Genomic DNA, 26,175 nt, shown 5'->3' with positions numbered 1-26,175 from the left:
CCTACGGTGTGCCCGTGGATCTCGTGCGGGCGGTGATTCAGACCGAGTCCGGTGGGAACCCCCGTGCCCGGTCGCCGAAGGGCGCGGTCGGGTCCATGCAGTTGATGCCAGGTACGGCGCGTGACCTGGGAGTCGACCCCAACGACCCGGACGACAACATCAAGGGCGGCGTGCTCTACCTGCGGCAGATGCTGGACCGGTTCGGCGGCAACCGGCGCCTGGCCCTCGCGGCGTACAACGCCGGCCCCGAGGCCGTCGAGCGGCATGGCGGCGTTCCGCCCTTCACGGAGACACAGGACTACGTCGAGAAGATCGAGGGGCGGTTGGCGCCCGAGCCTGCCGGCGATCCGCTCGCGGAGGCGCGGACCCTGTTTGGCAAGTCGGACCCCATCGCCGAAGCGCGGACGCTCTTCAGCAACGACACGCCCCTGCCGGAAAGGCTCGCGGTGATGCACGCGCCGTCCAGTGGCGGCGTTCCGCTGGCGCCGCCTGCGCTCCCGCCCGGTACGGTCATGGCGCGAAGCCGCACGGGTCAACTGTACGTGCAGGGGCCGCCCTCTCAGACCATCGACGACATTATTTCGACCCCCGCGAGAGGCGTGCAGCAGTTCGTGCAAGGCGCGAAGGTGTCGGGAGAAATCGCGATGGCTCCCACGCCGGCGCCGGGCACGCCCGGAACGGTCATGGCCAGGAGCCGGACGGGGCAGTTGTACGTCCAGGACCGTCGGCCCGAGGTCGACAAGAAGGCGCTCAACGCCTGGTCCGACATGATGGAGGGCACCGGCAAGGCTGCGACTCCGGCCGTGGCTGCGGGCCTCGTGCTCGCCCTACCGGAAACCCTGCTGGCGCTCGGCACGAGTTATCTCGCGGGCGCGGGCGCGGGCAAGGCCGCCGAGTTGTCCGGTGCGTCGCCCGAGGAGCAACGGTTCGTCTCCAACCTCGCGGCCACGATCGCCGCGGCCGGCGGCGCGAAGCGCGTCGCTCAGGTGGCGGCGGGAACCAAGAAGGCGATTCAGGTCGGCACGATTCTCTCGCGGCTCTACGGTCCCGGCGAGATTCCCGGCGCGAAGACGATTCCGTTCGGCGAGTTGGACACCACCCGCACGCCTCAGACGATTCAGTGGCAGGCCCCGGTGCCAAAGCCCTCGACGCCTGGCGCCGTGCTCGACATCGGGAACCCGCAAGCCCCGCCGACGATCGACATGCTCGTACGCGAGATCGCGAACACACCCTCGAGGAAGCTGGCGACGTCGACGGAGGCCCAAGTTGCGCTCGGCGAGTTGAAAGCCCGCGGGCTGAGCGAGGCCGACATCACCGCGAAGGTGGCCGCGCAGCGCCGGGCGGTCGAGATTCAGGCGGCGCCGGTCAAGACACCCGCGCCCGAGTTGCCAACGGAAGGCCCGTCGCCGGTCGAGTACAACCCGACGACCGACCAGTTCAGCGTCAAGCGGCCCGCGCAGCCGTCGCCCGATGTGCGCGTATCGGTCGTCGGCTCAGCGCCGGCGGTGGCCCAACAGGTCGCGCCCGCGCCGCCGGCCCCGACCGTGACGACACCCGCTTCTGCTGAAGCGACGGCCGCGCCGGTACCCGCGCCGGCTGCGGCTCCGGGCGCGGTCACGATGCCGCAGGAGACCGCACCGGTCCCTGCCAGGGTGCAGAGAGGGATCGACGCTCTGGCGCGCCTGCAGGCCACGGTCGCCGAGGGACAGGCCGACGTCGGCAAGGGCTTCTTCGACGATGCCGAGCGTGACCCGCTGACCAACCTGTTCAACATGAACGGGCTCAACCGCAGGGCGAAGAAACAGGAACCGGGCCGGGCGTGGGCCCGCATCGACCTCGACAACTTCAAGGCGGTCAACGACACCCTCGGCCACTCCGAAGGCGACCGGGCGCTGCAGGTCGTCGCTGACGCGCTACGGCAGACCCTTCGTCCTGGCGACGTCGTCGCGCGCGTCGGCGGCGATGAGTTCGCGCTCAACGTCGCCCTGCAGCCGGGAACCGGTGGCGACCTGACGGGCCTGCGCGATCGGGTCGAGGCCGCGGTGAGCACGGCACTCAAGACGGCCGGCCTCGGCCAGGTCGGCGACCGGGAGATTGGCGCCTCTGTCGGATTCGGGGCGACCGAGGCCGAGGCCGACGCCGAGGCCGGAAAGCGGAAGAAGGAACGCGGCGTGTCGAAACCGCGGCCGAAAGAGGCCGTGCCCGAGCTCGCAGTCACAGGCGCGCCAGCGGCACCGACGCTGACTTACGACGAGTTCTCCCGGCAGTACCGCCAGGCATGGAACGAGTCGAAGAAATACACGCCGGACCAGGTCGGCTCGCACACCTTCATGGAGAAGATGGCGAAGCTGGCCGACGACTACCCGCAGCACCTGGCGAAGCTCGAGGCCGAGGAAGAAGCCTCGGCGAAGTCCCCCGCGGTGGCGGCGAGCCTGAAAGCCACTGTGAAGGCCCCGAAGAAGCCGAAGAAGGTCACGCCCGCTGATCTCCGCGCCGAGGTGTATCGGCCAGGGGCGGTCGTCTACAGCGACTATTGGGGCAAGTGGGACAAGGTCCTCGCCTACCACCCCGCGACCGCTGACCACGACTGGAGCGTCGAGGTCGTCGAGAGCGACAAGGAAGGCAACCCGCTTACCGGCGCACGTCCGCGCAGCCACTCGACCGCGCCTGACAAGACCGAGACGCTGGCGGCCGTCAAGCGCATCGAGGCTCGGCGGGCGCAGCCGGCCGAACCCGCGAAGGGTTGGCAGGCGCCGGCCGCGACCAACCAGGTGACGCCCGAAGGCGAGTATGTCGGTGGGGGACAGAAGAGACCGGTCGGTGAAGTTCCCCACTCGCAAGCGACCGGACCGCAGAGCACCGCGGAACTATCGGCCCGCGCACGCGCGGAGGCCGTCATCAACGAGCACGCCGGCAACGGCGTGGAGCACTTGTCGGGCAAGGAGCTGCGCCAATTTCGGGATGACCTGTCGGAGGCGCTCCCGAGGCTCAACGCTCACGAGGCCGAAAACTGGCGGGGTTGGCTGGAGATGGCGACCGCCAAGATCGCGGCGGAGGACAAGCCGGCCCCCGCACCCGAGTTGTCGGACAAGGAAAAGGCCAAGCGGCGGGAAGCGGCCGACACCGCGATCAACATCGCAGACCGAGTGCATCGCACCAAGGCCCCGTATTGGGGCGTGAACGGCCTCGGCCAGTTGGACGACAAAGCGTTCGACACGTTGGCGCGCAACGTCACCGACGGTCTTGAGGACCCGACCCTCACGGCGGAAGAGAAGAGCCGCATCGAGGCGATCCAGGCCGACATCACCTCGGAACGGGAACGCCGGGAAAAAGAGAGAGCCGGCGAGCCGACGGCGCCGGCGGCTGCTCATCCGGCCGCCTCCGCCTTGAAAGACGCCGCCGCCGCGCTCACGAAGGCGGCCGACGCCCTCGAGGGCAAAACGGCGCTGGTGCGGCCGGCTCGTCCGAAGACGATCACCGAGGATACCCTGCGGGCCTACATCTCATCGGTCATCGACTACTCACACAGGGTCGGTTCGGAGATGGGGAGTCCGTGGTACCTCGGCGAAATGGATTGGGCGAACGACCTCCTCGAGGGCAATTCTCTTGCGACCGCCGCGCCGGCCTTGACTCCGGCGGAAGGTGGCCCTACGGTATCCTCAGAAGGGGAGGCCGCCAATGTCAGAGATAGTGGGCGTGTACGACCCGGACAACCCGCCGAGCGTGGAGGCGGAACCCCTCGGCCCGCGGGAGCTAGACGCGAAGGCGTATTGGCAGCGGTTCCTGCCGAACCTGTCGAAGCAACTGGAGAGCCAGGGGCCGTTGGCACTCGACCGAGCGATTCGGGCCGCGTGGCACCGAACGGAGTACAGCAGCCTGCTGGCGCAGGCGAGGGATCCGAAGCTGACCGACGCGGAAGCGTGGACGCGCTACCGGAACGAGTGGCTCTATCCCCCGCCGGAGACACCCACGACCCAGGCGTAAAGGCTCCCGACTACCAACTCACTCCTGAGCGCGTTCAGGCCATCATCAAGCGCGGCCCACTCGAGCGGGCGCGCGGCAACGTCGAGGCGATCCGCCTCGTCAAGACTCTCCAGACCGAGAAGCGGTACGCGACGCCCGACGAGCAGGACGTGCTCGCCCGCTACGTCGGATGGGGCGCGTCCGACCTCGCCGAGTACGTCGACCCGCGGACGACCACGCCCGACTACGGCTGGAGCGCGAACCAGACCGCCGTGTGGCAGGACCTCCGGTCGCTGCTGTCGGAGGCCGAGCGCGACTCCGCGTTCCACTCGACGCGCAACGCCCATTTCACCTACGACCTATATCGGCCCGTGTGGGACGTGCTCGCGGCGGCCGGATTCACGGGCGGGCGCGTGCTCGAGCCGGCCGTCGGCACGGGTCACGCCTTCGGCCTCATGCCCGGCGATGTGCGCGCCGCCTCCACGCTCTCCGCCGTCGAGCTCGAGCCGATGACGGCCGCCATCGCACAGGCGCTCTACCCAAGGGCTCGCGTGCACGCGGTCGGCTACCAGGACGCCCGAGTCGCACGGGGCACACAGGACCTCGTCATCTCCAACGTGCCCTTCGCGGACACGGGCGTCGAGGACCCGGAGTTTGCCGGCGCGCAGAAGTTCCTCACGAAGCCCCTGCACAATTACTTCTTCGCGAAGGCGATGCAGCACGTGCGCCCGGGCGGGCTCATCGTCTTCCTGACGTCCCGCTACACCATGGACGGAGCCGAGGCGACGGGCTTCCGGCGCTACCTGATGGAGCGGGCGCACTTTGTCGGCGCCGTCCGCCTGCCGAACAGCGCGTTCGACAAGAGCGCGAAGACGGAGGTCGTCACCGACCTGGTTGTGCTCCAGCGGTTCATGCCGGATGAGAAGGTCGCGCGCAACGCGGACCTCTTCATCGAGGCGCCGAAGGCCGAGGACCTCTCGACGACATCCTCGAGCGGGTGGGGCCGCAATCGGAAGTCTCGCGAGAACAACGTCTACCGCTCCGCGTGGTACACGGCGCATCCCGACCTGGTCCTCGGGAAGGAGAGCACCGAAGGCACGATGTACGGGTCCGGGGAATATACCGTCACCGCCAAGAGCGACGACGTCACCGGAGACTTGCGCACGGCCCTCGCCACACTCCTGCCCCCCGGGTCCTACGTGCCCGCGACGACGAGCGCCACGGCACCGGCGCCGGCGCCGCGCATGGCCGACAAGGACAGCTACAAGGTCAACGAGCTGCGCGTAAGCCCGGCCAAGGGCCGCATCGACCGTGTCACGAGCGACGGCCAGATCGTCGACCACACCCCGACCCGGAAGAACCAGAAGACGAAGTCGGAGGTCGTCGACTCGGCCGCGGTCAAGCGCGTGGCCGGCATGATCGGGGTCCGCGACGCGCTGCGCGCGACCGTGGCCGCGATGGAGAACACGGAGTCGACCGACGCCGAGATCGCGAAGGCACAGCGGGCCCTCGGCAAAGCCTACGACGGCTTCGTCAAGGCCCACGGGCGACTGAACGACAAGATCAACCGGCGCCTGTTCGACATCGATCCCGAGTCTCACAACCTCCGCGGGCTCGAGATCCTGAAGCCGACGGCCGCGGTCGTGACGCTGAAGAACGGCGAGCAACGGCTGCGCGTGACGCACGAGTTCGTCGCCAAGCACGACATCTTCACGAAGCGAACCATCCGGGCTGAGCGCGAGATTGACCACGCCGACTCCGCGGTGGACGCCCTGATGGCTTCGGTCGGCACGAAGACGCGGATCGACTGGCCCTACATGGCGCGGATCTCTGGCCAGCCGATCGACACCCTGAAAGCGGAGCTCGCCCACCTCGGCCGGATCTTCGAGCAGCCCGACGGGTCCACCGTCCTGGCCGACGAGTACCTGAGCGGGGACGTCAAGACGAAGCTGGCCGACGCCGAGGCCGCGGCCAAAGACGACCCCAAGTTCCAGGTGAACGTCGACGCGCTCCGGGCGGTGCAGCCGGCCGACAAGACCGCCGACGACCTTTACGGCGGCGCCGTCTCGATCACCCTCGGCTCGCATTGGGTGCCCGAGGATGACCTGGCCGCCTTCGTCGCGCAGGCCCTCGGCCTCGGCGACGACGCCGTCACCGCGAAGCTCCAGGGCGCCGAGAGTTACGTGACCTGGTCGGTCACCGTCGGGTCCGGCAACAGCCACACCGCGACGCGCGCCTCCACTCAGCACGCGCTCGCCGTCACCTACGGTCCGGCCAAGGAGAAGACCTACGGGTTCCTCGACCTGCTCAACGACGCGCTGAACCTGAAGACGCCGGACCTCGGCACGATGGAGGGCGACAAGGACAACCGGCACTACGTCCGCGACGAGAAGGCGACGTTGGCGGCCCGCGGCAACCTCGACGAGATCCGATCCCAGTGGATGCAGTGGGTGATGGAGCACGAGGACGTCCAGCAACGGCTCCTGTCGACGTTCAACACCCGCTTCAACCGCACGGTGGCCCGGATCTTCGACGGGTCACACCTGACACTGCCCGGCCTGGCGCTGCCGTTCGCCCTGCACCCGCACCAGCGGGCGGTGATCTGGCGCACGCTCGCCACGGGGAACACGCTCTTCGCGCACGAGGTCGGCGCCGGCAAGACGTTCGCGATGATCGCGACGGCGATGGAGATGCGGCGCACCGGGCGGGCCCGGAAGCCGCTCATCACGGTCCCCACGCACCTGCTCGGCCAGTGGCGGGAAGACATCATGCGGGCCTACCCCGCGGCCAAGGTGCTGGCGTTCGACGAGAAGGACCTCGGCGCCGACAAGCGCCAGGAGGCGATGGCCCGGATCGCGTTCGGCGATTGGGACATGGTCCTCGTGCCGCACTCGTCGTTCGGCTTGCTCCGGGTGTCGACGGCCCGCCTGGTCGAGACGCTCGAGCAGTGGGAGCGGGAGCTCACCGATGCCTACCTGAAGGCGAAGGCCGAGGACGGCAAATCGGTGAGCACAAAGCAACTCGCCGCGGCCGTCGACCGCATCAAAGACAAGATCGCCAAGAAGAAGGGATCGCTCGAGAAGAAGAAGGACGACGCGCTGACGTGGGAACAGTTGGGCGTCGATGCTCTGTTCGTCGACGAGGCCCACGCCTTCAAGAACCTCTATTACTTCTCGAAGATGGACAACATCCGGGGCCTCAGCCGATCCGAATCCGACCGGGCGCTCGACCTCTTCGTGAAGGTGCAGGACATCAACGAGCAGTCGAGCCACCGCAACCTCGTGCTGGCGACCGCGACGCCAATCATGAACAGCATCGCGGAAATCTTCACGATGCAGCGGTATCTCCAGCCGCAGGCGCTCAGGGACTACGGGGTCGAGAACTTCGACAACTGGTACACCATGTTCGCTTCGGCGCTGCCGACGACCGAGCAGCGGCCCGACGGCAGCTACCAGGAAGTCCTCCGCCTCCGCGACTACCGGAACCTGAACCTGCTCTATCGGATGGTCTCGCAGGTCATGGACTACGTCGGGTGGGAGGACATGCCGTACCTCCAGCTCCCGACGATGAAGGGCGGGAAGATCGACGTCGCCAAGACGCCGGCGCACCCACTCTACCCGCAGTTGAAACGCTGGTTCTCCGACCGCCTGGCCAACGTGAAGGCCATGCCTCCGCACGTCGACCGGCAGACGCGCGAGTACATCGCGCCGGCGCGGCCGGACCCGCTCACGGGCGAGCCGACCGGGAAGCTCGACAACATCCTGACCATCATGAACGACGCGCGCCTGGCGGCGGTCGACCCCCGCCTGGTGCTCGGGAACCGTGCGACCGACTACAAGGGCTCACGGCTCCAGGACGCCACCGACCGGATCGCGAAGTTCTGGCGGGCGGAGAAGAAGAACAAGGGCGTCGCCCTCGTCTTCTGCGACGTCGGCACGCCGAAGGACCCGGGCCCGCTCGACTTCCTCCGGGACGTCAAGGCGGAGGATTCGACCGAGGGGGATTCGCTCGGGGTCGAGGACGAAGTCATCGAAGGCGACGAAGACGAGTGGGCGACTCAGGAGACCGGCGCGTTCAACCTCTACGAGGCTATCAAGGCAGCCCTCGTGAAGAAGGGCGTTCCGGCCCGCGAGATCGCATTCATCCACCAGGCCCGCAACGCGGCCGAGCGCCTGGCGCTCTTCGAGGCGGCCCGGCGTGGCGACGTGCGCGTGCTGATGGCCTCGACGGACAAGGGCGGCACGGGCATGAACATCCAGGCCCGACTCGGCCTCGAGGTGGAATTCGACGCCCCACGGGCGATGCGCCCGGGTGACATCCGGCAGCGGCACGGCCGCATCATCCGGCAGGGGAACGGCGTCTACAAGGAAGTCGAAATCATCCGATACGTCACCAACGGCACCACCGACGAGTGGCTGTATGGGCTGCTCGGCCGGAAACAGAAGAACATCACCGACTTCATGCGCGGTGACGCCACGGTGTTCCGCGACGACGATCCAGCCACGCTCTCGATCGAGGAAGCGCAGGCCCTCGCCACGAACGACCCGCGCACCATCGAGTTGATCGACCTGCGGTCGAAGTTCGCCCGGCTCTCGGCGCAGGCGCAGGCCGCCGAGCGCGCCATCGCCAGGGCGAAGGCCGACAAGGCGAGCGGGCAGAGGGAAGACGCGGCACTCGAGGACGAGATCGGGCGCCTCCGGGAGTGGGTGACCGGACAGTTCCGGTCGCTGCGCGGCGAGGCGTTCGAGGTGACGGTCGGCGGGAAGACCTACACCGACCGCAAAGACGCCAACGCCGCCATCTTCGATGCCTTGTGGCCCGTGACCAAGACGGACGTCGGCTACGCCGGCCGCCACGTCACCTACACGACGATCGGCAACGTCCGCGGCCTGGAGCTGAGCGCGAGCCACGTCCGCGGGTATCGGGAAGACAACGTCGTCCTGTTCATGAAGTCGCCGATCGAGGACCAGTGGCGCAAGGTCGCCGAGGTGTTCGCCGGCGCCGAGGACCGTAAGGAGTTCGGCGCCGGCCGGAACCTCGTCGCCTCACTCGTAGACGCCTACGAAGGGCTGCCGGCCCTGCTCGAGGACGCCAAGCGTGACCGGCAGGAGGTCCAGCGGAAGGTCGAGCGGGCAGACAAGGTGCTCGCCTCGCCGCCTGAAACGGTGGGCCGCGCCAAGGCCGCAGAAGCCCGGATCGCCGAGCTCGAGGCCGAGCTCCGCGAGGAGGGGAAAGAAAAGGACAAGGCGGCCGAATCCAAGCGGCTGGAGCGCACCAGGGCCGCCGAGGAACGGCGGAAGGCGAAGGCTCAGGGCGAAGACGTTGAGGCTGACGATGACGTCTCCACGATGCGCCAGCGCCCGGCGCCGGCCGCCGGGGCACCGACGTCGACGGAGCCCCTGTCGCCACATCAGATCGTCGCCCGGTTGTCGGAGGCGTTCGGCGGCCTCCCCATCAAGACCGGACATTTCAGCCAGCGTGCCCTCGGGGTCTACAAGCACAAGGCGCGGGTGGTGCGGACGAAGCTGGCGAACGACCTCGAGGTCATCGGCCACGAGCTCGGGCACCACGTCGCGACGATCCTGAACCTCCGGCGCGGGCGGCGGCCCTACTCCGAAGAACTTGAGGCGCTCGGCGCCGACATCCTGGAACTGGACGCCGACCCCGGCGAGAAGCGCAAGGAAGGCGAGGCCGAGTTCCTGCGGCTCTACTTGTCCGACCCGGCGTCCGCCCAGAATCGGGCGCCGCTCTACCTGGCCGCCTTCGAGGACGCGCTGCAAGTCGAGCCCGAGTTGAAAGCCTCGATCGAGCAGGCTCGGACGCTCATCACCGGATTCCTCGGCGCGGACTCGATCGCCAGGGGGCTGGCCCGTATCGACTTCACCGGCCAGGAGCCTGACCCGAAGGCCGACTGGATGCTGCGGTTTGAGACCGCATGGGTGGACGACCTCGCGCCGATCCGTCGGATGGTGAAGGAACTCGGCACGCCAGAACAGATCCTCCGCAACGGCTACGCGCTCGCGCGTCTCGCCCGGGGCGCGGCGATGAAGGCGGACGGCTTCCTCCGGAACGGCGTGCGCCTGCCGGACGGGTCCAAGCTCTCCGAGGGACTGGAGCCGGCCCTGAAGCCGGTCGCGCACCAGGCGCGCGAGTTCGCCGCCTACCTCGTCGCGTCCCGCGTGGCCGACCTGACGGCGCGCGGGATGAAGGCCGGCATGACGACGGACGAAGCCCAGGCGATCCTCGACGCATTCCAGTCGCCCGAGTTCGACGAGGCGCGCCAGGCGGTCTACGACTTCCAGGACGCCGTCATCGACTATGCGGTGCAGGCCGGCGCGGTCTCCCCGGAGCAGGCGGTCCAGATGCGGGCGCTGAATCCGCACTACGTCCCCTACCAGCGCGTGCAGGACACCGTCTCGGGCGCGTTCGGTGGGGGCCCCGGGAGCAAGATCGCGAACCGGAGTGTGCCCATCAAGCGGATCAAGGGCTCGACGCGGGACATCGTCAACCCGCTCGAGAGCATCATTCGGAACACACACACGCTCGTGAACATGGTCGAGGCGAACCGGGCGATGCAGGCCCTGGTCGCGCAGGCCGAATCGACCGAGGGCGGCGGGCGGTTCCTCGAGAAGGTGCCCGCGCCCGTGGCCGCCACGAAGTTCAACCTTGCCCGCCTGACGCCGCAGATCCGTGAGGCGCTGGAGGATGCGGGCGTGGAGTTGCCGGACAACCTCGATGAGGCGCTGGACGAATCGGCCGTGGTCTTCACCCCGCTCTACATGCCGACCGGCAAGGGCGGCCTGGTGACGGTCATCCAGGACGGTAAACGGCAGTGGTACGCCGCCAACGACCAGGCCCTCTACGACGCCATCACCGCGATCGGGCCGAAGCACTCCGACCTCGTCATCAACCTCCTGATGCGCCCGGCCCGGTTGCTGCGCGCCGGCGCCACGCTGACGGTGTCGTTCGCAGCCCGGAACCCCATCCGCGACACCTGGACGGCCTACATCAACTCGCGGTACGGCTTCCGTCTCGGCTACGACTCAATGCGCGGGCTGTTCGAGTTCGTGGGCAACGGGGAACTCTACCAGCAGTTCATGAACAGCGGCGCCGGCAACGCCGCGCTCGTCTCGGCCGACCGCAACCGCATCCGGGAGGAACTCCGGCGGATGGGGAAGAGCCAGCGCCGGGCCTTCCTCGCGAGCATCGTCCGGAACCCGATCGAACTGCTGCGGGCGATCTCGGAAGCGACGGAGGTCGCCACGCGGCTCGGCGAGTTCATGGGGGCCGTTGAGAAGGAGGGCCGGACGGCCGAGGGTTACGCCCGCGCGGCGCTCGCGGCCCGTGACGTCACGCTCGACTTCGCCCGGGGCGGCCGGTATAGCAAGGAAGCCAACCGCTACACGGCGTTCTTCAACGCGCGGGTGCAGGGGTGGGCACGGCTCGCTGAGGTGTTCGGCGGGATGGATGCCGCGGCCGGAGGCGGCACGCCAGGACCGGGCGGGAAGGCACTTGGCGGGGACGGCCAACCGCCCATTCCGATGAAGGAAGGGCCAAAGGGTCATTGGTCTCCGCGCCGGCGTCGAGCACTCGGGGCCGTCTGGCGGGCGACCATCGGGATCACGCTCCAGTCGCTGGCGCTCTGGTATCTCAACCACACCGATCCGGACTACCACGAGCTGCCGGCGTGGGAGCGGAACACGTATTGGCACGTGCCGCTTGGCCGTGCGCACGGGCACGATTGGGCCCGCATCCCCAAGCCGTTCGAGATCGGGATGATCTTCGGCTCGTTCTTCGAAGCCGCGATGGACTACATGAGCGGGAAGGACAAGAAGGTGGCCGACCGCCTCTTCCCGGGCGGCGCGTCGAGCGCGTGGAACGTGATCCTGTCGATCACGCCGACCGCCATCGTCCCGGCGTTAGAAGCGGCGGTGAACTACGACACGTTCCGCGGCCGGAGCATCGTCAACCCCTACGATACAACCCTCGACCCGGAGCTGCAGGCGGGGCGCTGGACGAGCGAGGCCGCGAAGCTCATCGCGCCGAAGCTTAGGATGGCGCCCGCGAAGTTCGACCACCTGGTCTACGGCTACACCGCCGGCCTCGGGCGCGGGATCGAAGGCGCGACCGATGCCGGGCTCTCCGCGACCGGGATCGCGAAGGACAAGCGGCCGTCTGGCGGCCTGGCCCGAGCCCCGTTCGTGAGTGCCTTCTACCGGGAGACCCCGCGGGCCGACGCGCAGTCGTTCCAGGAGTTCTACGAGACGCGGGACGCGCTGCGGGGCGCGCTGCGGAGCGTGGACGAGTATCGCGCGAGCGGGGACACCGCCAAGGCGAAGGCGCGGACGCGGGAACTGGACGCCGAGTACGGCGGCGACGCGCGGTTGACGGCCGCCCGGATCGCGTTCGCCGAGACCCGACTGAGGACCCTGAGCCAGCAGGTCAACAAGGCGTTCGAGGACCCGCGGCTCTCGCCGGACGACCGGCGCGCGAAGCTGAACGCGCTCTACGCACGAATGTTGAATGTCGTGCGCCAGGGGCTTGGGAAACCGACGATTCACTGAGGGACCGACGATGTCTCTGCCTGGTTCGCTGCTGTCCTGGATCGACCTGCAGTTCCACGACGCGATCGGCGCGCCGCTCGCGGGCGGGACGCTCGAGTGCTTCGAGGCCGGCTCGACGACCGTGCACAAGGCGGTCTACACCGACGCGGGCCGGACCGTCGAACACGACAACCCGCTGGTCCTTGGGTCGGACGGCCGCCCGTCGGCCTCGGTGTTCCTCGGCGCGGGCGGCTACCAATTCGTCCTCAAGGACGCGAACGGCGACCAGGTCGGGCCTCCGCACGACGGCGCGGAGGATGTCGGTCTCACATGGCTGGAGCGGTTCGGGCTCGAACTCGCGGCCGGCACGAAGTCGGTCACGGACTTCTACGCGATCGTCTCGACCGACGTGCTCGTAACCGTGGCCTCGAGCGGCGGGCCGAACCCGTGCCACGTGACGATGCCGCCGGCGGCCGGCCGCGGCAAGCCGCTCATCGTGAAGAACGTCGGCACGCAACCGATCGCGCTCTACCCGGTCGGGTCGGACACGATCGACGGCGTGGAAGGGGCCTACACGATTCCCGTGGCGGCGGACGGCGTGTGCCCCTCGATTCTCTTGGTGTCAGATGGGGTCTCGGCGTGGTCGATTCTGGCGAGTCACGGGGTGGTGTAGGCCGGCAACGCGGGTCCGGCCGTCGGCCGACCCACCACGAAAGGCGGCGGCGATGAATTGGGCGGCGGTGGCAGACGTCATTCAGGTGGTGCAGGCGGCCATGCTCATCCTGGGCCTCATCATCGCGATCGGGATGTGGAGGCAGCGCACCGACTCGACGCCGGCGGCACTCAGTCAACGGATGGACTCGTGCCGGGCGCAGTGCGACCGTGAACTCTCCCGGCTGAACGCGGACCTGGCGAGCTTCGCGCGCAAGGACACCATCGAAGCGACCCTGCAGGGGATCGACACGCGCCTCGCCAACATCGAGCGGGCGATGCGCATTGGCCCGGCCGAGGAGTGATAAGCGATGACCCTCCGAGAGACGTGCTGCCAGTTTGGTGCCCAGGTGCCGCCGCTCTCGCACAACGGCGTCCCCTGCGACGGCGCGCTGGTGCTGTGGGCCTTCGCGGCCGTCGAGTCCAGTTACGGCCGTGACCGCGGCGTCCCGCGCCACGAGCGGGCCTACGCGCCGGGCGGCGTGATGTACCGGCAGTCGGCTGCAGTGCGCGACCTCTACGCGCGCTTTGGGCCCGGCGCGGCGTGCAGCTACGGCACGTGGCAGATGATGTTCCCGACCGCACGCGAGCTCGGGTTCAACGGGCCGCCCGAGGCGCTCAAGGATGATGCCGTGCTCGCGCCGCTGGTCTGCCGCTTTCTGGTGCGTAGCCAGGGCGGCACGCTCGAGAACGCCGCCGACGCCTACAACAGCGGCTCGTGGCGCGATACCTGCGTACCGCTCGATTACGTGGCCAAGATCGTCCGGGCCTACGAAACCGGATGGGACTCGTCGGCCACACCGGAGCGTGCGTCGTGACCACGGCGAGCGTAGAATTGCACCGCATGTTGATCCGAGCCGCGAAGATGGCGATCGTGGCGTGGGAACGCTGGCTCGCGCAGGAGGCCAGTGACCCCCGCCTGGCGCCGCGCTGTGACCGCGCGCAGATTGGAGACCGACCGACGGACGTTGCCCGTCGCGATCACGCGACGGTGTAGGTAGACCGAACCGGCGTCACTACTTCCAGGCCCGCCAGCACGCCCCGCCTTTCGTAGGCCGCGCGTGCTCCTGATGCCGCCCTGGCATTCACAGGAGCACGTCATGGGCATCCAGCTCGCAGTTCTCACCCGCAACGCTCGGCTCGACGCGATCGAGACCGAGATCGGCGCGTCGGCCGTTCTGAAACTTCGGAGCGGCGCCGCGCCGGCCAACTGCGCCGCCGCCGACTCCGGCACCGTACTCTGCTCCATGTCGCTGCCGGCGGACTATCTGGCCGCCGCGTCGAGCGGGGCGAAGGCCAAGTCCGGCACCTGGTCGGGGACGGCCTCGGGCGGAGGCGGCACGATCGGCCACTTCCGGATCTACGCCAGCGATGGCACGACCTGCAAGATACAGGGGACGTGCGGCATCGGGACCGGCGACATGCAGCTCGACAACACCGTCGTGGCGGACGGGCAGACGGTCACGATCACCGGGTTCACCCTGACCGACGGCAACGCCTAAAGCGGGCTCTGGAGCCAAGGAGAACGCTCATGGCGAGAACACCTATCACCTTCGGTGCGGACGGCAAGCCCCCGGCGTCGCTGCCGCTGGCCGGCCGTGGCGACGACACCGGCACGCCGATCAAGATCCAGGCAGTTGGGGTCGACTACGGCGGCACGGGGGTCGATGGCGATCCCCAGCGCGTGGTGTCGGTCGTCGATGGGCTGCCGGTCGGTCACACGGCTGTCCCGACCTCCACGCTCACGCGGCCGTCGACTCCAACGACGGCCTACTCGATCAACGACATGGTCGCGTCGAGTACCACGAGCCCGACGGTGCCATCGATCACGATCACGAGGGCGGCGGCAGCGTCGGCGGTGATTCTCGGTGGGTTGCTCCGCAGCAACGGCACCGACGCCAGCCGAGCGACCGCGCAGTTCCAGGTGGACTTGTGGTCCGCCGCGCCAGGGGTCGCCGTGGACAACGCGGCGTGGGCGATCTCCTCGGGCATGGCGAACCACCTCGGCACGCTGATCTCCGGCACCAACATCATCGGGACCGATGGCCTCTCGACGCCGCTGCAAGTGCAGGGGCAACCGTACATCGCCGCCGCGCTGGCGGCCGGCGTGAGCGTGATCTACTGGACCCTGAAGGCGCTGACGGCGCACACGCCGATTGCGTCGCAGACCTACACGCTGGTGTTGCACGTCGCGCAGGACTGAGATCATGGGCGTCATTCTTGCGCGCCGCCCGCTGGTCATGCCGTCCTACGTCGGGTATGTGGGCACCCGGGGACGGTTCGCCACGAATCTCATCACGGCGGACCTCCCCGGCAACCTGATGTCGCGTGGGTATTTCTACGCGAGAGATGACATCCGACGCCTCCGCTTTATCTGGTACAACGGCTATTCGACCCCCGCGACCGGGAACACCGCCAGCGGGGCCACGGCGACCATTGCGGCCTCGATTGAATACCCGGCCGGGACGTTCTACCCGTTCTTTTTCGGCGGCGTGCAGAAGCCCACCAACGTGGCCAGTGGCACGCTGTTGACTTCGGACTACCTCTCCGTCCCGATCCCACGAGGAGCGAAAGCCTACTGGCGGATGTACTACGCTTCGGCGACCGGCTACGTCTACACCGACTCGAACGTGCAGGCCTTCACGCCGATGGACACGGCCAACGGGGACGCCTGCCAGTTCGACGTGGGCGACCTGACCGTGAGCGGGAGCGTCACCGACAACACCTACGGCATCCACATCGGCCCCGTGGCGCTGGTCGGCCCGACGACGCGCCCCTCGTTCTATCTGGCCGGAGACTCCCGCCAACAGGGCGTGCAAGACATCGTGGATGCCAACGCGGGTGATGCGGGGTACGGGTCGCGGATTATCGGGCCGGCGTTTGCCTACTGCAACGCGGGCTGTAGTGGGCGTCAGGCCGCTCAGTTCGTCGCCCAGAATCACGCGATCGACCTCGCGGTTGCGGCCTACTGCTCACACGTGATCAGCACCTTCGGCGGCGGCGACGTGATCTACGGCACCAGCAATGACACGCAAGCGTGGGCCAACATGATCACGATCTGGGGCTACTTCGCCGCGATGGGGAAGCGGGTCTATGCCGACACGGTGCCGTCCATCTCGAACAGCGCCAACGGCTTCGTGGCGCCCGACGATCAGACGAACGCCTCGACGGGGGACGGGGCGCAATCCGGGTATCAGACCTATGTCGCCGCGCTCAACAATCGCCTCCGCGGCGACCTGACCGGCACGGGACTCGCGGGGTATCACGAAATCGCGGACACGATTCAGACCGCCCGCGACAGCGGCCATTGGTACGTGGGGACCGGCGCCCCGTTCTCGACGGACGGCTGGCACCCGAATCAGGCGGGGAATCGACGGATCGCGGCGTCTGGGGCCATCGACGTGCAGCGGTTCGCCGCTCCGGTGTGGAGGTACTGAGTGTCCTTCCTCACCTTCATGGGGCCGCAGGAAGCCACGGAGGTCCAGGGATCACTCTCCGCCACCCTGGACGCGATGACGCTGGCGGCGGCCGTGGCTGTCGCCGGCTCGGCCGACGTCACCTTCGGCGCCCTCACCCTGGCGGGAACAGGCACCGTCAGCGATGCCGTCGCGCCGTCGGTCCAGACGGTCGGTCTTGCCAACATCCCCTCGCCGACCGTCCTCAGCGTCAACGGTGACGTGGTGGACGACGGCGGCGGCGCGATCATCGAACGCGGGATCTGCTGGTCCACGTCGCTGAATCCGACCGTCGCCGACAGCAAGGCGACGGCCGACGGCACGACCGGCGCGTTCGAGGCGACCGCCACCGGCTTGTCGGGAGGCACGGGCTACCACGTCCGCGCCTACGCGACCAACGCCGTCGGCACGAGCTACGGCGCCGATCTCGCCGTCGTCGCCGGATGGGGCACCTACCTCTCGAGCAGTCACGTCTCGTCGTCGTCCGCGTGGAGCCGCACCGTCACCGTCAAGGCCGGCGACTTGATCCTGGTCTCCTACCACCAGGTCACGACCGGATCGTTCACGCACAACGCTCCGACCGACTCGCAAGAGAACGCCTACACCTCCATCGCCACCGTGACGAATCCAGCCGGGGCGGGCCGGACGTCGGCCTTCTGGGGCCGAGCCTCGGCTGACGGTTCGTTGACCGTCACGGGCACGACCTCGGGCGCTGGCGCCTGCGTGTTCGCGATCCACGTGTTCACGGGGATCTGCACGTTCGGCAACCCGGTTCGCAACGTCCAGACCGGGCAGGGCACGAGCGCGTCCCCGGCGACCTCAAGCGCCGTGACGGTCGCGGCGGGCGACTTGCTCTGCTGTGCGGCGACCATCAACGACAGCGGCGCCGGTCCACTCGCGGCCGGCTCGGACTTCACGCTCCGGCAGAGCGTGGAGGGCACGTTTGAGGCGGGCACCGAGACCTACCAGGTGCCCTCCGGCTCGACGCACGCGGGCGACATGGCCGCGGCCGGGTCGGGGAAGTGGTCGATCATCGGCGTCTCGTTCAAGAAGGCCGTCGTCAGCGAGGTCTCGGCTTCACTAACCGCCACGCTTGAGGCGCTGACGCTCGCCGGCGCAGGGGCCGTGCAGGCGTCCGCATCCGCCGCTATCACGCTCGGCGAGGCGACCGTGGCGGCGAGCGGAGCCGTCGCTGTGCACGCCGTCTGTGGGGACACGCTAGGCGCGGCGACGCTCGTCGCGTCTGCCCTCGTGACGAACAACCCGCACGGCGCGCTCGATGAGACGCTCCAGCCCCTGACCGTGACCGGAAGCGGGACCGTCGCCGTGACGGGATCGCTCGCCGTGACACTCGCCCCGCTTACGCGCTACACGGCGCTGCCCGATGTGATCGTGGTGGCGGCCGTCGTGGCTACTCAGCCGTCGGCCAGCGCCGCGGCGATGACACCCTCGACGCTCGAGAGGCAGGTCTGATATGAGCCGCGTCACCCTTGACGAGATCCTCGATGAGCGAGTCACGACGCCGCTCAAGCTGCTCCTGACGGGCCTCGATGGTGCGACGGGGCTCGACGCGACGGCGCTCGATACCATCACGATTACGCACTACGAGGAGACCACCGAGCGCGTCATCAACGGGTGCTTGCGCCGCAGCGTCAAGAACGCGAACGGCGGCGTGCTCTACGCGGCGGCGCAGACGGATGGCGCCGGCAACGTCTACAACGTCCAGATCACGCTTGGCGTCGCGGACATGGTGGTGCTGACCGGTGGCGAGAGCGAGAGCCACGTGGCGCTCATCGAGTACACCTGGACCGAAGGCGGAGAGACGAAGTACGGCAAGGCTGAAGTCGAGTTCGTGGTGCGGAACCTGGTGAAGGTGTAGCGGCGTGCGGCGCGAGGATTCGACGGCCCTACGAGACGCCTGGCTCGAGCTCGACCATCTCGTCGGTGCCCTAGAGCAACTGACCACGGATGCGGAGGCGGATTCGTGGCTCCATCGACGGTCGATCGAAGGGCGCTTGGTGTTCGTGCGGACCCGCCTCGAGCGCCTCGTGCGGCAGCGGCAAGAGCTGCTGGTTCTGAAACGGTTTCGTTCACAGGAAGGGAGTGCGGTGTTATGCGGAAAAGCCTCTGGGTCGTCCTCGTCCTCACGGGCCTCCTGATCGGCGCGGCGCCCGTCGCCCATGCGCAGGCGGTGATGCTCAATCCGACGATGCTGTCGTTTACGCCAAGCCCTGACCACAACGCGACGGGCCTCGACGGCACGCCGCTGGTGTCTCGCTACGAAGCGCGGGTGTACTCGCAGGGCGACCTGGGCCTGCTGCTCGTCGCGCTGGACCTCGGGAAGCCGACGCCGGTCGGGAACACGATCACGGTCGTGAACGCGGCGTGGTTCCTCGGACTGACCCCGAACGTGAAGCTGGTGATCAAGGTCGCGGCCATCAACACGCCGACGCTCAAGGAGGGCGTCAGCGTCGCCAGCGACCCTTTCGGCGTACAAGGTCCGCCCCAGGCTGGTGGGAAACCAGCGACAGCGAAGTAGGGGACCGGCAGCGGCTCATCGCGCTGCTCGAGTGGGTGCTCGCGCAGATCAAGAAGTAACTCGACAACCGGAGGACTGAGTATGAAATGGGATCGAACGCATTGGGGCTGGACGCTGGCGGTCGTGCTGCTGATTCTGACCTACCTCGGCGTGAGCGATCCGCCGAACGCTTGGAAGTACAAGGACTGGATACAGGCCGGTCTCTTCCTCTTCACGACCCTCGCGGCCTGGATGCGTCTGCCGAAGGGGTCGCCGCCCCCTGAGACGATCCCGACGCCCGGGCGAATCCCGACGGCGCCGATCATCCTGCTCGCCGTCGTCCTGCCGCTTGCCTCATGCGCGCCGAAGGGTGTCGTCTTTGATGCGCCGACCACGGAGACGATGTACCGGGCGAACGACGCGATGAAGGACTTGGGGAAGATCCGAGACTTCGCGTGGGACCTCTACGGGCAGCGCATCCTCAGCGTGTCCGAGGTCCGCGTCACGATCCAGATGATCGACGTGGCCGATGCCGCGCTCGAGAAGGCCGGCGGGGGCTGGCGCGACGTGGCCTCAACCGCCGCGTGGGAAGCGGCGGTGAAGATCGTCCCCGAACTCGGGCCGATGCCGTCGACGTGGCAGGAAGGCGCCCGCTCGGCGTGGCGCGTGGCCAAACTGAAGGTGCCCGCGCTGACTCGGGCGGGCGGTTGGTCCGTACTCGCGGGCGCGGTTGATGGGGCGCTCGACAAGTTGGGAGGGTGACATGGGGGAACTCGCCAAGATTCTCGCGGCCGGCGTGAAGAACATCCTGCTGCCCATCATCGAACAGGAGATTGCGAAGGCGAACGAGCCGACGCTCATCACGCGCGACATGATGGACGCCCGGCTCGCCGAAACCGGGGCCTACGAACGGATGGCCAACGCGACGTTGCTCGCGCTCTTGCCGCCGCCGACCGAACCGCCGGCCGGAGCCTAGCCGACCACCCGGCCGCCGCCGGCCCCCTCGGCGGCCGGGTGTATACTCCTGCCGTGCTGCACGAGATCACCATCACCAGCTACGACCCGCCCGTGGCGACCGTGACGCGCATCCACGACGACGGCACGCGGGAGCCGGCGGAGCCGCTGGCGTTCAAGGCCGACTTCTCGGCATGTTCGGACTATCCCGAGGACGCATGGTTGCCGCTGCTGGACTTCCGCGGCTACCCGATTCAGGCCGGCGATCGGTTCACGGTGAAATATCCCGAACCGTACCGGTCGGCGTTCGAACTGCCGGTCATCACCCTTGTCGATTAGCGGGCAGCCCAGAAGTGGCCCTGCGGCTGGCCAGGATTCGCCACTCATTATGGACAGGCGCATACTTATGCCAATGAGGCAAAACCTTCCCGCCGGCACGTTCGTCCCTGGCCCGCTCACGGCCGAAACGCCTGACGCCCGTTTTTGCGTGCGCTCAGGCTACCGCGCCTTTGGATGCGTGCGCGTTCTTTCGGTTCAACTGTGGGCGGGGGAAGAATCTGCCGTCGTCTCAAAGGAGAAGGCGCAGGGCTGGCTCGTTCAGCGCGGGTGTGAGCCGGCCATGGCGCAGACGCTTCTTGCGCGGCTCGGCGGCATCTCGGCTAACGGGGAGAACTTGTGACGTACCAGATCACCATCACCAGCTGCGACCCGCCAGCGGCGACCGTGACGTGCATCCACGATGACGGTACGCGGGAGGAGCCCAGGCCGATCACCGTCAGCTTTCGGCCGGCCGCCAACGGCGCGTGCTCCTTGTTCAACGTTCACGGCCCGCTCAGCGTTCAAGCCGGCGATCGGGTCACGGTGAAATATCCCGAACCGTACCGGTCGGCGTTCGAACTGCCAGTGGCTACCCTCGTCGACTAGCGGGCCACCCGACCGCGCAGGCGGCCCTAGAATCGACGCGGACCGCCGGACCCCCTAGACACCGTCCAGCGTCCGGCTCGTGGCAGGGCCGCCAGCGCAGCCGTCCCCCTGTTCATCCTCGTCGGTGCCACGATCTCGCGTCGTGCCACGATGCGGTGCCACAATTAGCCGTCCGAGCGTGGCCAGTAGTGGCCAGCCAGGGCCAGCCGACGCCGCACGTTGTCGTGATAATCGTGGAAGTGGCCGAAGGCTGGACGGCCAGATTTCGCTTAGAAGGCCGGTGCTCTATCCATCTGAGCTACGGGCGCACGTGACGTAACGTGTTAGTGCTAAACGACTTGCTGGACGCGCTCTCTCTTACGCTTTCCGGTGCCACGATTCGGTGCCGTAATGCGGTCGACTTTCGCCTGCGCCTCGAGGACGGACGGCGCGACCGACGCCCGCGTGTATCGTAGGGTCGTGCTCAACGCGGCGTGCCCCAACAGCTCCTTGGTCGCCTGGAGATCCCCCGTCGCCTGAAGGACCGCCGTGCCGAACGAGTGCCGGAGGTCGTAGGGGCGAACGCCCGCCAGGTCGAGCCTGTCGCCAGCCTTCGCCGCGGCGGCCTCGGCCGCCCGGCACGCCCGGAGGAACGACAGCCGCAGCGAGCCCCGTGAGAACGGTCCCCACCCACCCGCGCGATCGAGCAATCGGAAGTAGGCGGCAGCCCTCCTCGAGAGCGGCATCAGCGCGCCGACCGCGCCCGCTCCCTTCTGACGGCCAGGCCGACGGTAGACCCGCGCCTCGAGGTCAACGTCGGCGTGCGCCAGCCGGCCGAGCGTGCTATGAGGAAGCCCGGTCGTTGCCATGATCGCCAGGCGCAGGCGCGTGACGCTCGGCGGCATGGCGCGGAGGATCGACAGAACGGCGGGCCACGGCAGACCCCGCGGCGCCGCGTCCGGTTCACGGTAGCGCGGCACGCCGCGGACCGGGTTCTTCTCGCCCTTGCCGTCGAGCACGTTCCACAAGTGCTGAACGGCCGTCCGGTAGTGATTCAGCGTCGAGCTCGACCAACCCTTCTCTTCCTTCCACCGCTCGAGGACCGCGCGAATCTCGCTCGACGCGATTCGGTCACGGTAACGATGGCCGATCTCGCCGACCCAGGCCTCGATCTGTTTCGTCCGCTCGTCGATGCCGGCCATCGCTTTCACGGCCCGGAGGTAGCGCGCGGCGTCGGCCGCGAAGGTCCCGCGCGTCGGCGACGACACCGTCTTTCTCAGCGCGACGCGGGTCTCGTCCTGCCACAGCTTGACCCGGTCGCGCGGCGTCTCGAGCGGAAACCGTCGCTCGCGGGTCAGGTCGCCGACGTTGACGACGGCGGATAGGCCCGTGGCGTCACGGTAGAGGCACTTGCCAATGCGGACGCGCGGGCCGGTACGCGGGCTCACTTTGTGGCGATCTCGCGCCGCCTGTTTGAGACGTCATTGTCGAGATCGGAGAGGATGCCGCGCCCCAGGTCGCCAACACGGTCAATGCCGCTCACGTAGAGATGCCCGCCGAAGTAGTTGCGCGGCTCCGTGATGCCGACAAAGGCGACTGACACCGCTGACTTGACGCCGGAGACGCCTCGTTCGTTGGTGTCCAGCGTAGCCACCATGATCGTTATGGTTCCCGGCGGGAAGGTGTCGACCGATCGGTATCGAGGCGACACGGCGATCGCGTCGCGGACGGCAGAAGCCACCTGGCCTCCAACTACATCGGTTCCGCTCCACACCACCCGAACCGGGGTCTGTGGAACAGACAACTGGCCAACCAGCGCGCACCAGGCTATCCACATCATAAGTACCCCCGCGTTGCCCCTAAAGGCTCCGCCTCGTCCGCCACTCAGCTAGCACGACGATCCTTGCCGGAGCGACGCTCGATGTTCTGGCCGACGGGAAACTCGGCGCCGTTCGATACGCCTCGGCCGAGCATCCTGTCGATGAAGCCCCTCACCATTTCCCTGTCCGGCTCGGACAACGCCTCGAGGCGCTTCAACCACTCAGCCTCGTTCACTGAGAGCACCCTGGCTCCGGCCGGCAGCGGGGCCTCGGTTGCGATGTCCACGCCGTACTGAGCGGTGACCCATCGGCGGACCAGGTGCTCGTATTCCTCTTCATAGAGCGCCGCGAGCCCCTTCAGCACTTCGGGCTTTAGGCTCTTGACCCGCCCATCCTCAAGCTGGATTAGGACCTGTCTAGTGATCGCAGGGGTCCCCCGCCGCTTGGCAATCCCCGCCGCCTTGCTCTGCGTCAGCCCGTGCTTCTCGCGCAATTCCTTGAGGAATTGGCCAAAGGCAGCATGGAAGACAGGGCGCTCTGGCATGTGCGGCGATGGTACCACTTCCCCTGTTTGCATTGTTGACAGCGGTTGGAAATAGTTGTTGACATTGCGAGCGCCAGAGCGTAATCTCCTGTTTGCAATGCGAACACGCACCCCGCTTGTGAGATTCAACGCGCAACTGATGGCCGAGGACATGGCGCTGAAGGGCTGGAATAAATCGACCTTCGCGCAGCGGGCCGGAGTTGCCGACATGACCGTCATTCGATTCCTTTCGGGAGAGCGCCAGACGGCCCAGACGGCGAAGGTCCTGGCTGACGCACTCGGCTACTCCGTCCGCCGCTACCTGTTGCGCTCGACGGAGGCGGCATGATGGCCCCCCTGCATCCCATCGAGCCGGCGATGGACCTCGCGCAGGTCTGTGCGGTCCTTGGCGTATCGAAACGCACGTTCAAGCGTCGAGCCGACGCGGGGACCCCGATGGTCCCGCCCATCGCCGGCACCACCAATCGGTTCGAACCCGCGCGCGTCCGCGAGGCGATGCACCGCACCGCGCTCGGATCGCCGCGTCGTCGTCGGGCTGGTCGTGCGTCGCACGGTTCCACGGTAGGACATTCGGAACACGTGTGCTCACAAACGTCTTGCGACCGGGCGGAATGCTCGCAAGGAAATTGCGAGTGAGCGAGGGCAGCCATGTTGAACGAGCAATCACGCGAAATCGGCGAGATGTTCCAGGGCGCGATGCGCGACGTCGGGACCACGCCGCAGGAAGTGGCTGCCGCCCTGAAGTGCGACGAAGCGGCAATCAGCCGCATGGTCCACGGCGACGCGCACGTCTTCGCCGATCGCTTGCTCCTGCTGGATCCGCCCGTCGGGCGCGCGTTCGCCGCGCGCTTCGTGGCGCGGTTCGGCGTGCCGGTGGTGCCAGAAAGCGCGATTCAGTGGCTCCGCCTCATCTTCGAGGCGGTCGGCCAGCGCGCGATGGTGAAGGCAGAGTTGGGCGGCGCCGCGACGAGCCGCCGCCGCGTCGGGTAGACGAGATGCAGCCGACTGGGAACGGCTGACAGGGGTGGGCGGGACACTGGGCGGCTGCGTCGGCCCCGACAAGTCCCCGAATGAAGCGCCGGATGGTCCGGCGCGGTTCCGCCCGCCCCGCCTTGGAGACAGCAAAGGCCGCGTGACAGCGCGGCCCATCAGGCAGAGCAAAGGAGGTGCCCGTGCCCGACAACAACAGGTTACCGCACGCACCCTACATGGGTCCACTCGTGGCGATCGAGTCGTTCATGCGGGCGTTCGACCCGCCACCGGAGCCCCCGGAGATGCTGCGGGCGCGCAAGGTCGTAGCCCACCACTACCCGGGACTCGACCGGCTGACAGCCAAGCGGTTGATCCTGGCCGTCCTCAAGCTGCAGAACGACCCGGACCGCCCACAACCAGAGCGCGAGATCGTCGATGCCTACTACGGACACGTCCTCGACGCCGAGTTCGAAGACGTCGTGCCCGCCCGCGTTCGTGAAATCGAAATTCAGGAGAAGTAGTCATGGCAGACCAACCGAAAGATCCCCGCGCCGGCGACAACACGACGGCGTTGGCGCGGCTCGAAGAGTCGACGCGCGGAGTCATCACCGACATGGCCGTCCTGTCGGCAAAGATCCGCGAGTGGCAGCAGTACGCGCACGTTCTGAGCCCGGTCGATTTGTCGGCACTCCCGCCGCAGTACGCCGCACGGGCGACGCTCGTCGTGCTCGACACGACCGTCGACAAGAAGGGCATCGGCGGCGAAATCTACAGCGCCCCCCCGGACCCTCGGGATGGCCGCGGGGTGCCCTGGCTGTCGGCTGGCGAGGCCGCGATCGGCAAGGTGGGGCTGCGCCGAATTTCCCAGGCGGCCGGAATCACATGGGACACGAGCGTCGGGCAAACCGACGACAGAAAGGAACGCTACCTCTGGTCCTTCAGGGCGGTCGGGTGGTATGTCGCATCCGACGGGTCCAGGCAGAACGTCGACGCGAGTTTCGAGTTGGACCTCCGCGACGGGAGCCCGGCGCTCAAGGGATTCGACGAACGACAGATCATCCAGGCGCGCAAGAACGGCGCTCGGGTCTGCGAGAGCAAGGCCAAGAACGCCGCGATCCGCGAGTTGGGGATCCGACAGAAGTACACCATCAAGGACCTGCAGAAGCCCTTTGTCGTCATCCGGGTGGCGTTCCAGGCCGACCCGAACGACCCCGAGCAGCGGCGCATGGTCGCCGAGCGCGGCCTCGCCGGGTCCAGCGCCCTCTACCCGAACGCGCGCCAGGTCGGCGCGGGTCGGGCGGACGACATCGTCGTGGAGGCGAAGCGCGTCGAGACGGTCAACACGCCATCCGGGAAGGTCGATACAGCGACGGGCGAACTCGTGGGCCAGGCGCAGCCCTCGAACGGCAACGGCCACGCGGCGGCGTCGGCGGCCCCGGCTGATGCACCGAAGCCGGCGGAGCCGACCGGGCCGACGATCACCAACATCAGGTTGAAGTCGGACGTCACGGCCGAAAAGAAGGACGCGCAGGGCAACATCACGAGCAAGGGCGGCAAGCCCTACACGCGCCACTTCATCACCCTCTCGGACGGCCGCGAGGTGCACACCTTTGACACCAACGTCGGCAAGCTCGCCAAAGAACTGATGGAGGCGAAGGCGCCGGTCGACGTGACGACGACAGACAGCAAGTGGGGGGTCGACATCGTCGAACTGCGCCGCGCACAGCCGTCGCTCCCGCTCGACGAAGACGGGCCGACGGACGCCGACATCGCGGGCCAGTACTAGGAGCCG

Annotated in this window: 22 protein-coding genes and 2 pseudogenes; 21 read left to right on the top strand and 3 right to left on the bottom strand. The window is 68.0% G+C overall.

Translation table 11 applies throughout. The annotated features are described in order from the left end of the window. The first annotated feature begins 2 nt into the window (after positions 1-2). The 17 genes and pseudogenes from LLG88_13660 (at position 3) to LLG88_13580 (ending at position 21,068) form a co-directional block, all read left to right on the top strand. Positions 3-314: pseudogene (locus tag LLG88_13660) on the top strand (lytic transglycosylase domain-containing protein). Positions 315-1,619: 1,305 nt separating this feature from the next. Further along, positions 1,620-2,120: pseudogene (locus tag LLG88_13655) on the top strand (GGDEF domain-containing protein). 4,296 nt (positions 2,121-6,416) lie between these two features. Continuing rightward, complete coding sequence (locus tag LLG88_13650; protein ID MCE5247953.1) at positions 6,417-12,527, top strand: DEAD/DEAH box helicase family protein; 6,111 nt, start codon at positions 6,417-6,419, stop codon at positions 12,525-12,527. Positions 12,528-12,537: 10 nt separating this feature from the next. After that, positions 12,538-13,179 (top strand): hypothetical protein, encoded by a 642-nt coding sequence (locus tag LLG88_13645; GenBank protein MCE5247952.1) that lies wholly within the window; start codon positions 12,538-12,540, stop codon positions 13,177-13,179. Between the two features lie 52 nt (positions 13,180-13,231). Further along, positions 13,232-13,522, top strand: a complete 291-nt coding sequence (locus tag LLG88_13640; GenBank protein ID MCE5247951.1) for a hypothetical protein — start codon at positions 13,232-13,234, stop codon at positions 13,520-13,522. A 6-nt stretch (positions 13,523-13,528) separates the two neighbouring features. Next, a complete protein-coding gene (locus LLG88_13635; protein MCE5247950.1) occupies positions 13,529-14,035 on the top strand; it encodes a hypothetical protein in 507 nt (168 codons plus the stop codon). A gap of 282 nt (positions 14,036-14,317) precedes the next feature. Then, positions 14,318-14,719, top strand: coding sequence for a hypothetical protein (locus LLG88_13630; protein ID MCE5247949.1), 402 nt, complete (start codon positions 14,318-14,320; stop codon positions 14,717-14,719). Positions 14,720-14,748: 29 nt separating this feature from the next. Next, a complete protein-coding gene (locus LLG88_13625) occupies positions 14,749-15,420 on the top strand; it encodes a hypothetical protein (GenBank protein ID MCE5247948.1) in 672 nt (223 codons plus the stop codon). A 4-nt stretch (positions 15,421-15,424) separates the two neighbouring features. Further along, entirely contained in the window at positions 15,425-16,654 is a 1,230-nt protein-coding gene (locus LLG88_13620; GenBank protein ID MCE5247947.1) for a hypothetical protein, read from the top strand. Next, a complete protein-coding gene (locus tag LLG88_13615) occupies positions 16,655-18,145 on the top strand; it encodes a hypothetical protein (GenBank protein ID MCE5247946.1) in 1,491 nt (496 codons plus the stop codon). Position 18,146: 1 nt separating this feature from the next. Further along, positions 18,147-18,551 (top strand): hypothetical protein, encoded by a 405-nt coding sequence (locus LLG88_13610; protein ID MCE5247945.1) that lies wholly within the window; start codon positions 18,147-18,149, stop codon positions 18,549-18,551. A 234-nt stretch (positions 18,552-18,785) separates the two neighbouring features. Beyond that, positions 18,786-19,211: a hypothetical protein gene (locus tag LLG88_13605; protein MCE5247944.1), complete on the top strand. Its 426-nt coding sequence runs from the start codon at positions 18,786-18,788 to the stop codon at positions 19,209-19,211. Between the two features lie 123 nt (positions 19,212-19,334). Then, positions 19,335-19,952 (top strand): hypothetical protein, encoded by a 618-nt coding sequence (locus LLG88_13600; GenBank protein ID MCE5247943.1) that lies wholly within the window; start codon positions 19,335-19,337, stop codon positions 19,950-19,952. Position 19,953: 1 nt separating this feature from the next. Further along, positions 19,954-20,166 (top strand): hypothetical protein, encoded by a 213-nt coding sequence (locus tag LLG88_13595; GenBank protein ID MCE5247942.1) that lies wholly within the window; start codon positions 19,954-19,956, stop codon positions 20,164-20,166. 53 nt (positions 20,167-20,219) lie between these two features. Then, positions 20,220-20,483: a hypothetical protein gene (locus LLG88_13590; GenBank protein ID MCE5247941.1), complete on the top strand. Its 264-nt coding sequence runs from the start codon at positions 20,220-20,222 to the stop codon at positions 20,481-20,483. 73 nt (positions 20,484-20,556) lie between these two features. After that, positions 20,557-20,823: a hypothetical protein gene (locus LLG88_13585; protein MCE5247940.1), complete on the top strand. Its 267-nt coding sequence runs from the start codon at positions 20,557-20,559 to the stop codon at positions 20,821-20,823. After that, positions 20,820-21,068, top strand: coding sequence for a hypothetical protein (locus LLG88_13580; protein MCE5247939.1), 249 nt, complete (start codon positions 20,820-20,822; stop codon positions 21,066-21,068). The genes LLG88_13585 and LLG88_13580 overlap by 4 nt, the downstream gene beginning before the upstream one ends. Before the next feature lie 329 nt (positions 21,069-21,397). On the opposite strand, the gene LLG88_13575 is transcribed toward LLG88_13580, so the two are convergent. The 3 genes from LLG88_13575 to LLG88_13565 all read right to left on the bottom strand — a co-directional run bounded on the left by LLG88_13575 (position 21,398) and on the right by LLG88_13565 (position 23,411). Beyond that, entirely contained in the window at positions 21,398-22,495 is a 1,098-nt protein-coding gene (locus tag LLG88_13575; GenBank protein ID MCE5247938.1) for a tyrosine-type recombinase/integrase, read from the bottom strand. Then, positions 22,492-22,788: a hypothetical protein gene (locus LLG88_13570; protein ID MCE5247937.1), complete on the bottom strand. Its 297-nt coding sequence runs from the start codon at positions 22,786-22,788 to the stop codon at positions 22,492-22,494. Before LLG88_13570 ends, LLG88_13575 begins: the two co-directional genes overlap by 4 nt. Before the next feature lie 143 nt (positions 22,789-22,931). Then, positions 22,932-23,411, bottom strand: coding sequence for a helix-turn-helix domain-containing protein (locus tag LLG88_13565; protein ID MCE5247936.1), 480 nt, complete (start codon positions 23,409-23,411; stop codon positions 22,932-22,934). Positions 23,412-23,550: 139 nt separating this feature from the next. Here LLG88_13565 and LLG88_13560 point away from each other — a divergent pair, with 139 nt between their 5' ends. The 4 genes from LLG88_13560 to LLG88_13545 all read left to right on the top strand — a co-directional run bounded on the left by LLG88_13560 (position 23,551) and on the right by LLG88_13545 (position 26,169). After that, complete coding sequence (locus LLG88_13560; protein ID MCE5247935.1) at positions 23,551-23,739, top strand: helix-turn-helix domain-containing protein; 189 nt, start codon at positions 23,551-23,553, stop codon at positions 23,737-23,739. A gap of 320 nt (positions 23,740-24,059) precedes the next feature. Beyond that, positions 24,060-24,401 carry a hypothetical protein gene (locus tag LLG88_13555; GenBank protein ID MCE5247934.1) on the top strand — a complete coding sequence of 114 codons (342 nt, stop codon included), beginning with the start codon at positions 24,060-24,062 and terminating at the stop codon, positions 24,399-24,401. A 182-nt stretch (positions 24,402-24,583) separates the two neighbouring features. Further along, a complete protein-coding gene (locus LLG88_13550) occupies positions 24,584-24,904 on the top strand; it encodes a hypothetical protein (GenBank protein ID MCE5247933.1) in 321 nt (106 codons plus the stop codon). A gap of 2 nt (positions 24,905-24,906) precedes the next feature. Next, the gene (locus LLG88_13545) at positions 24,907-26,169 is read left to right on the top strand and encodes a hypothetical protein (protein ID MCE5247932.1); all 1,263 of its coding nucleotides are present in this window, start codon (positions 24,907-24,909) and stop codon (positions 26,167-26,169) included. Positions 26,170-26,175: the final 6 nt, after the last annotated feature.

Source organism: bacterium, assembly GCA_021372775.1.
GTDB lineage: Bacteria > Acidobacteriota > Polarisedimenticolia > J045 > J045 > JAJFTU01.
This window is presented reverse-complemented; position numbering and strand designations above follow the sequence as displayed.

Coding starts and splice junctions, on each gene's coding strand:
- LLG88_13605 (MCE5247944.1), top strand. CDS start 18,786: ATGCGGAAAAGCCTCTGGGTCGTCCTCGTCCTCACGGGCCTCCTGATC.
- LLG88_13560 (MCE5247935.1), top strand. CDS start 23,551: ATGGCCGAGGACATGGCGCTGAAGGGCTGGAATAAATCGACCTTCGCG.
- LLG88_13645 (MCE5247952.1), top strand. CDS start 12,538: ATGTCTCTGCCTGGTTCGCTGCTGTCCTGGATCGACCTGCAGTTCCAC.
- LLG88_13545 (MCE5247932.1), top strand. CDS start 24,907: ATGGCAGACCAACCGAAAGATCCCCGCGCCGGCGACAACACGACGGCG.
- LLG88_13565 (MCE5247936.1), bottom strand. CDS start 23,411: ATGCCAGAGCGCCCTGTCTTCCATGCTGCCTTTGGCCAATTCCTCAAG.
- LLG88_13630 (MCE5247949.1), top strand. CDS start 14,318: ATGGGCATCCAGCTCGCAGTTCTCACCCGCAACGCTCGGCTCGACGCG.
- LLG88_13635 (MCE5247950.1), top strand. CDS start 13,529: ATGACCCTCCGAGAGACGTGCTGCCAGTTTGGTGCCCAGGTGCCGCCG.
- LLG88_13620 (MCE5247947.1), top strand. CDS start 15,425: ATGGGCGTCATTCTTGCGCGCCGCCCGCTGGTCATGCCGTCCTACGTC.
- LLG88_13650 (MCE5247953.1), top strand. CDS start 6,417: ATGGAGCACGAGGACGTCCAGCAACGGCTCCTGTCGACGTTCAACACC.
- LLG88_13610 (MCE5247945.1), top strand. CDS start 18,147: ATGAGCCGCGTCACCCTTGACGAGATCCTCGATGAGCGAGTCACGACG.
- LLG88_13640 (MCE5247951.1), top strand. CDS start 13,232: ATGAATTGGGCGGCGGTGGCAGACGTCATTCAGGTGGTGCAGGCGGCC.
- LLG88_13595 (MCE5247942.1), top strand. CDS start 19,954: ATGGGGGAACTCGCCAAGATTCTCGCGGCCGGCGTGAAGAACATCCTG.
- LLG88_13585 (MCE5247940.1), top strand. CDS start 20,557: ATGAGGCAAAACCTTCCCGCCGGCACGTTCGTCCCTGGCCCGCTCACG.
- LLG88_13555 (MCE5247934.1), top strand. CDS start 24,060: ATGTTGAACGAGCAATCACGCGAAATCGGCGAGATGTTCCAGGGCGCG.
- LLG88_13625 (MCE5247948.1), top strand. CDS start 14,749: ATGGCGAGAACACCTATCACCTTCGGTGCGGACGGCAAGCCCCCGGCG.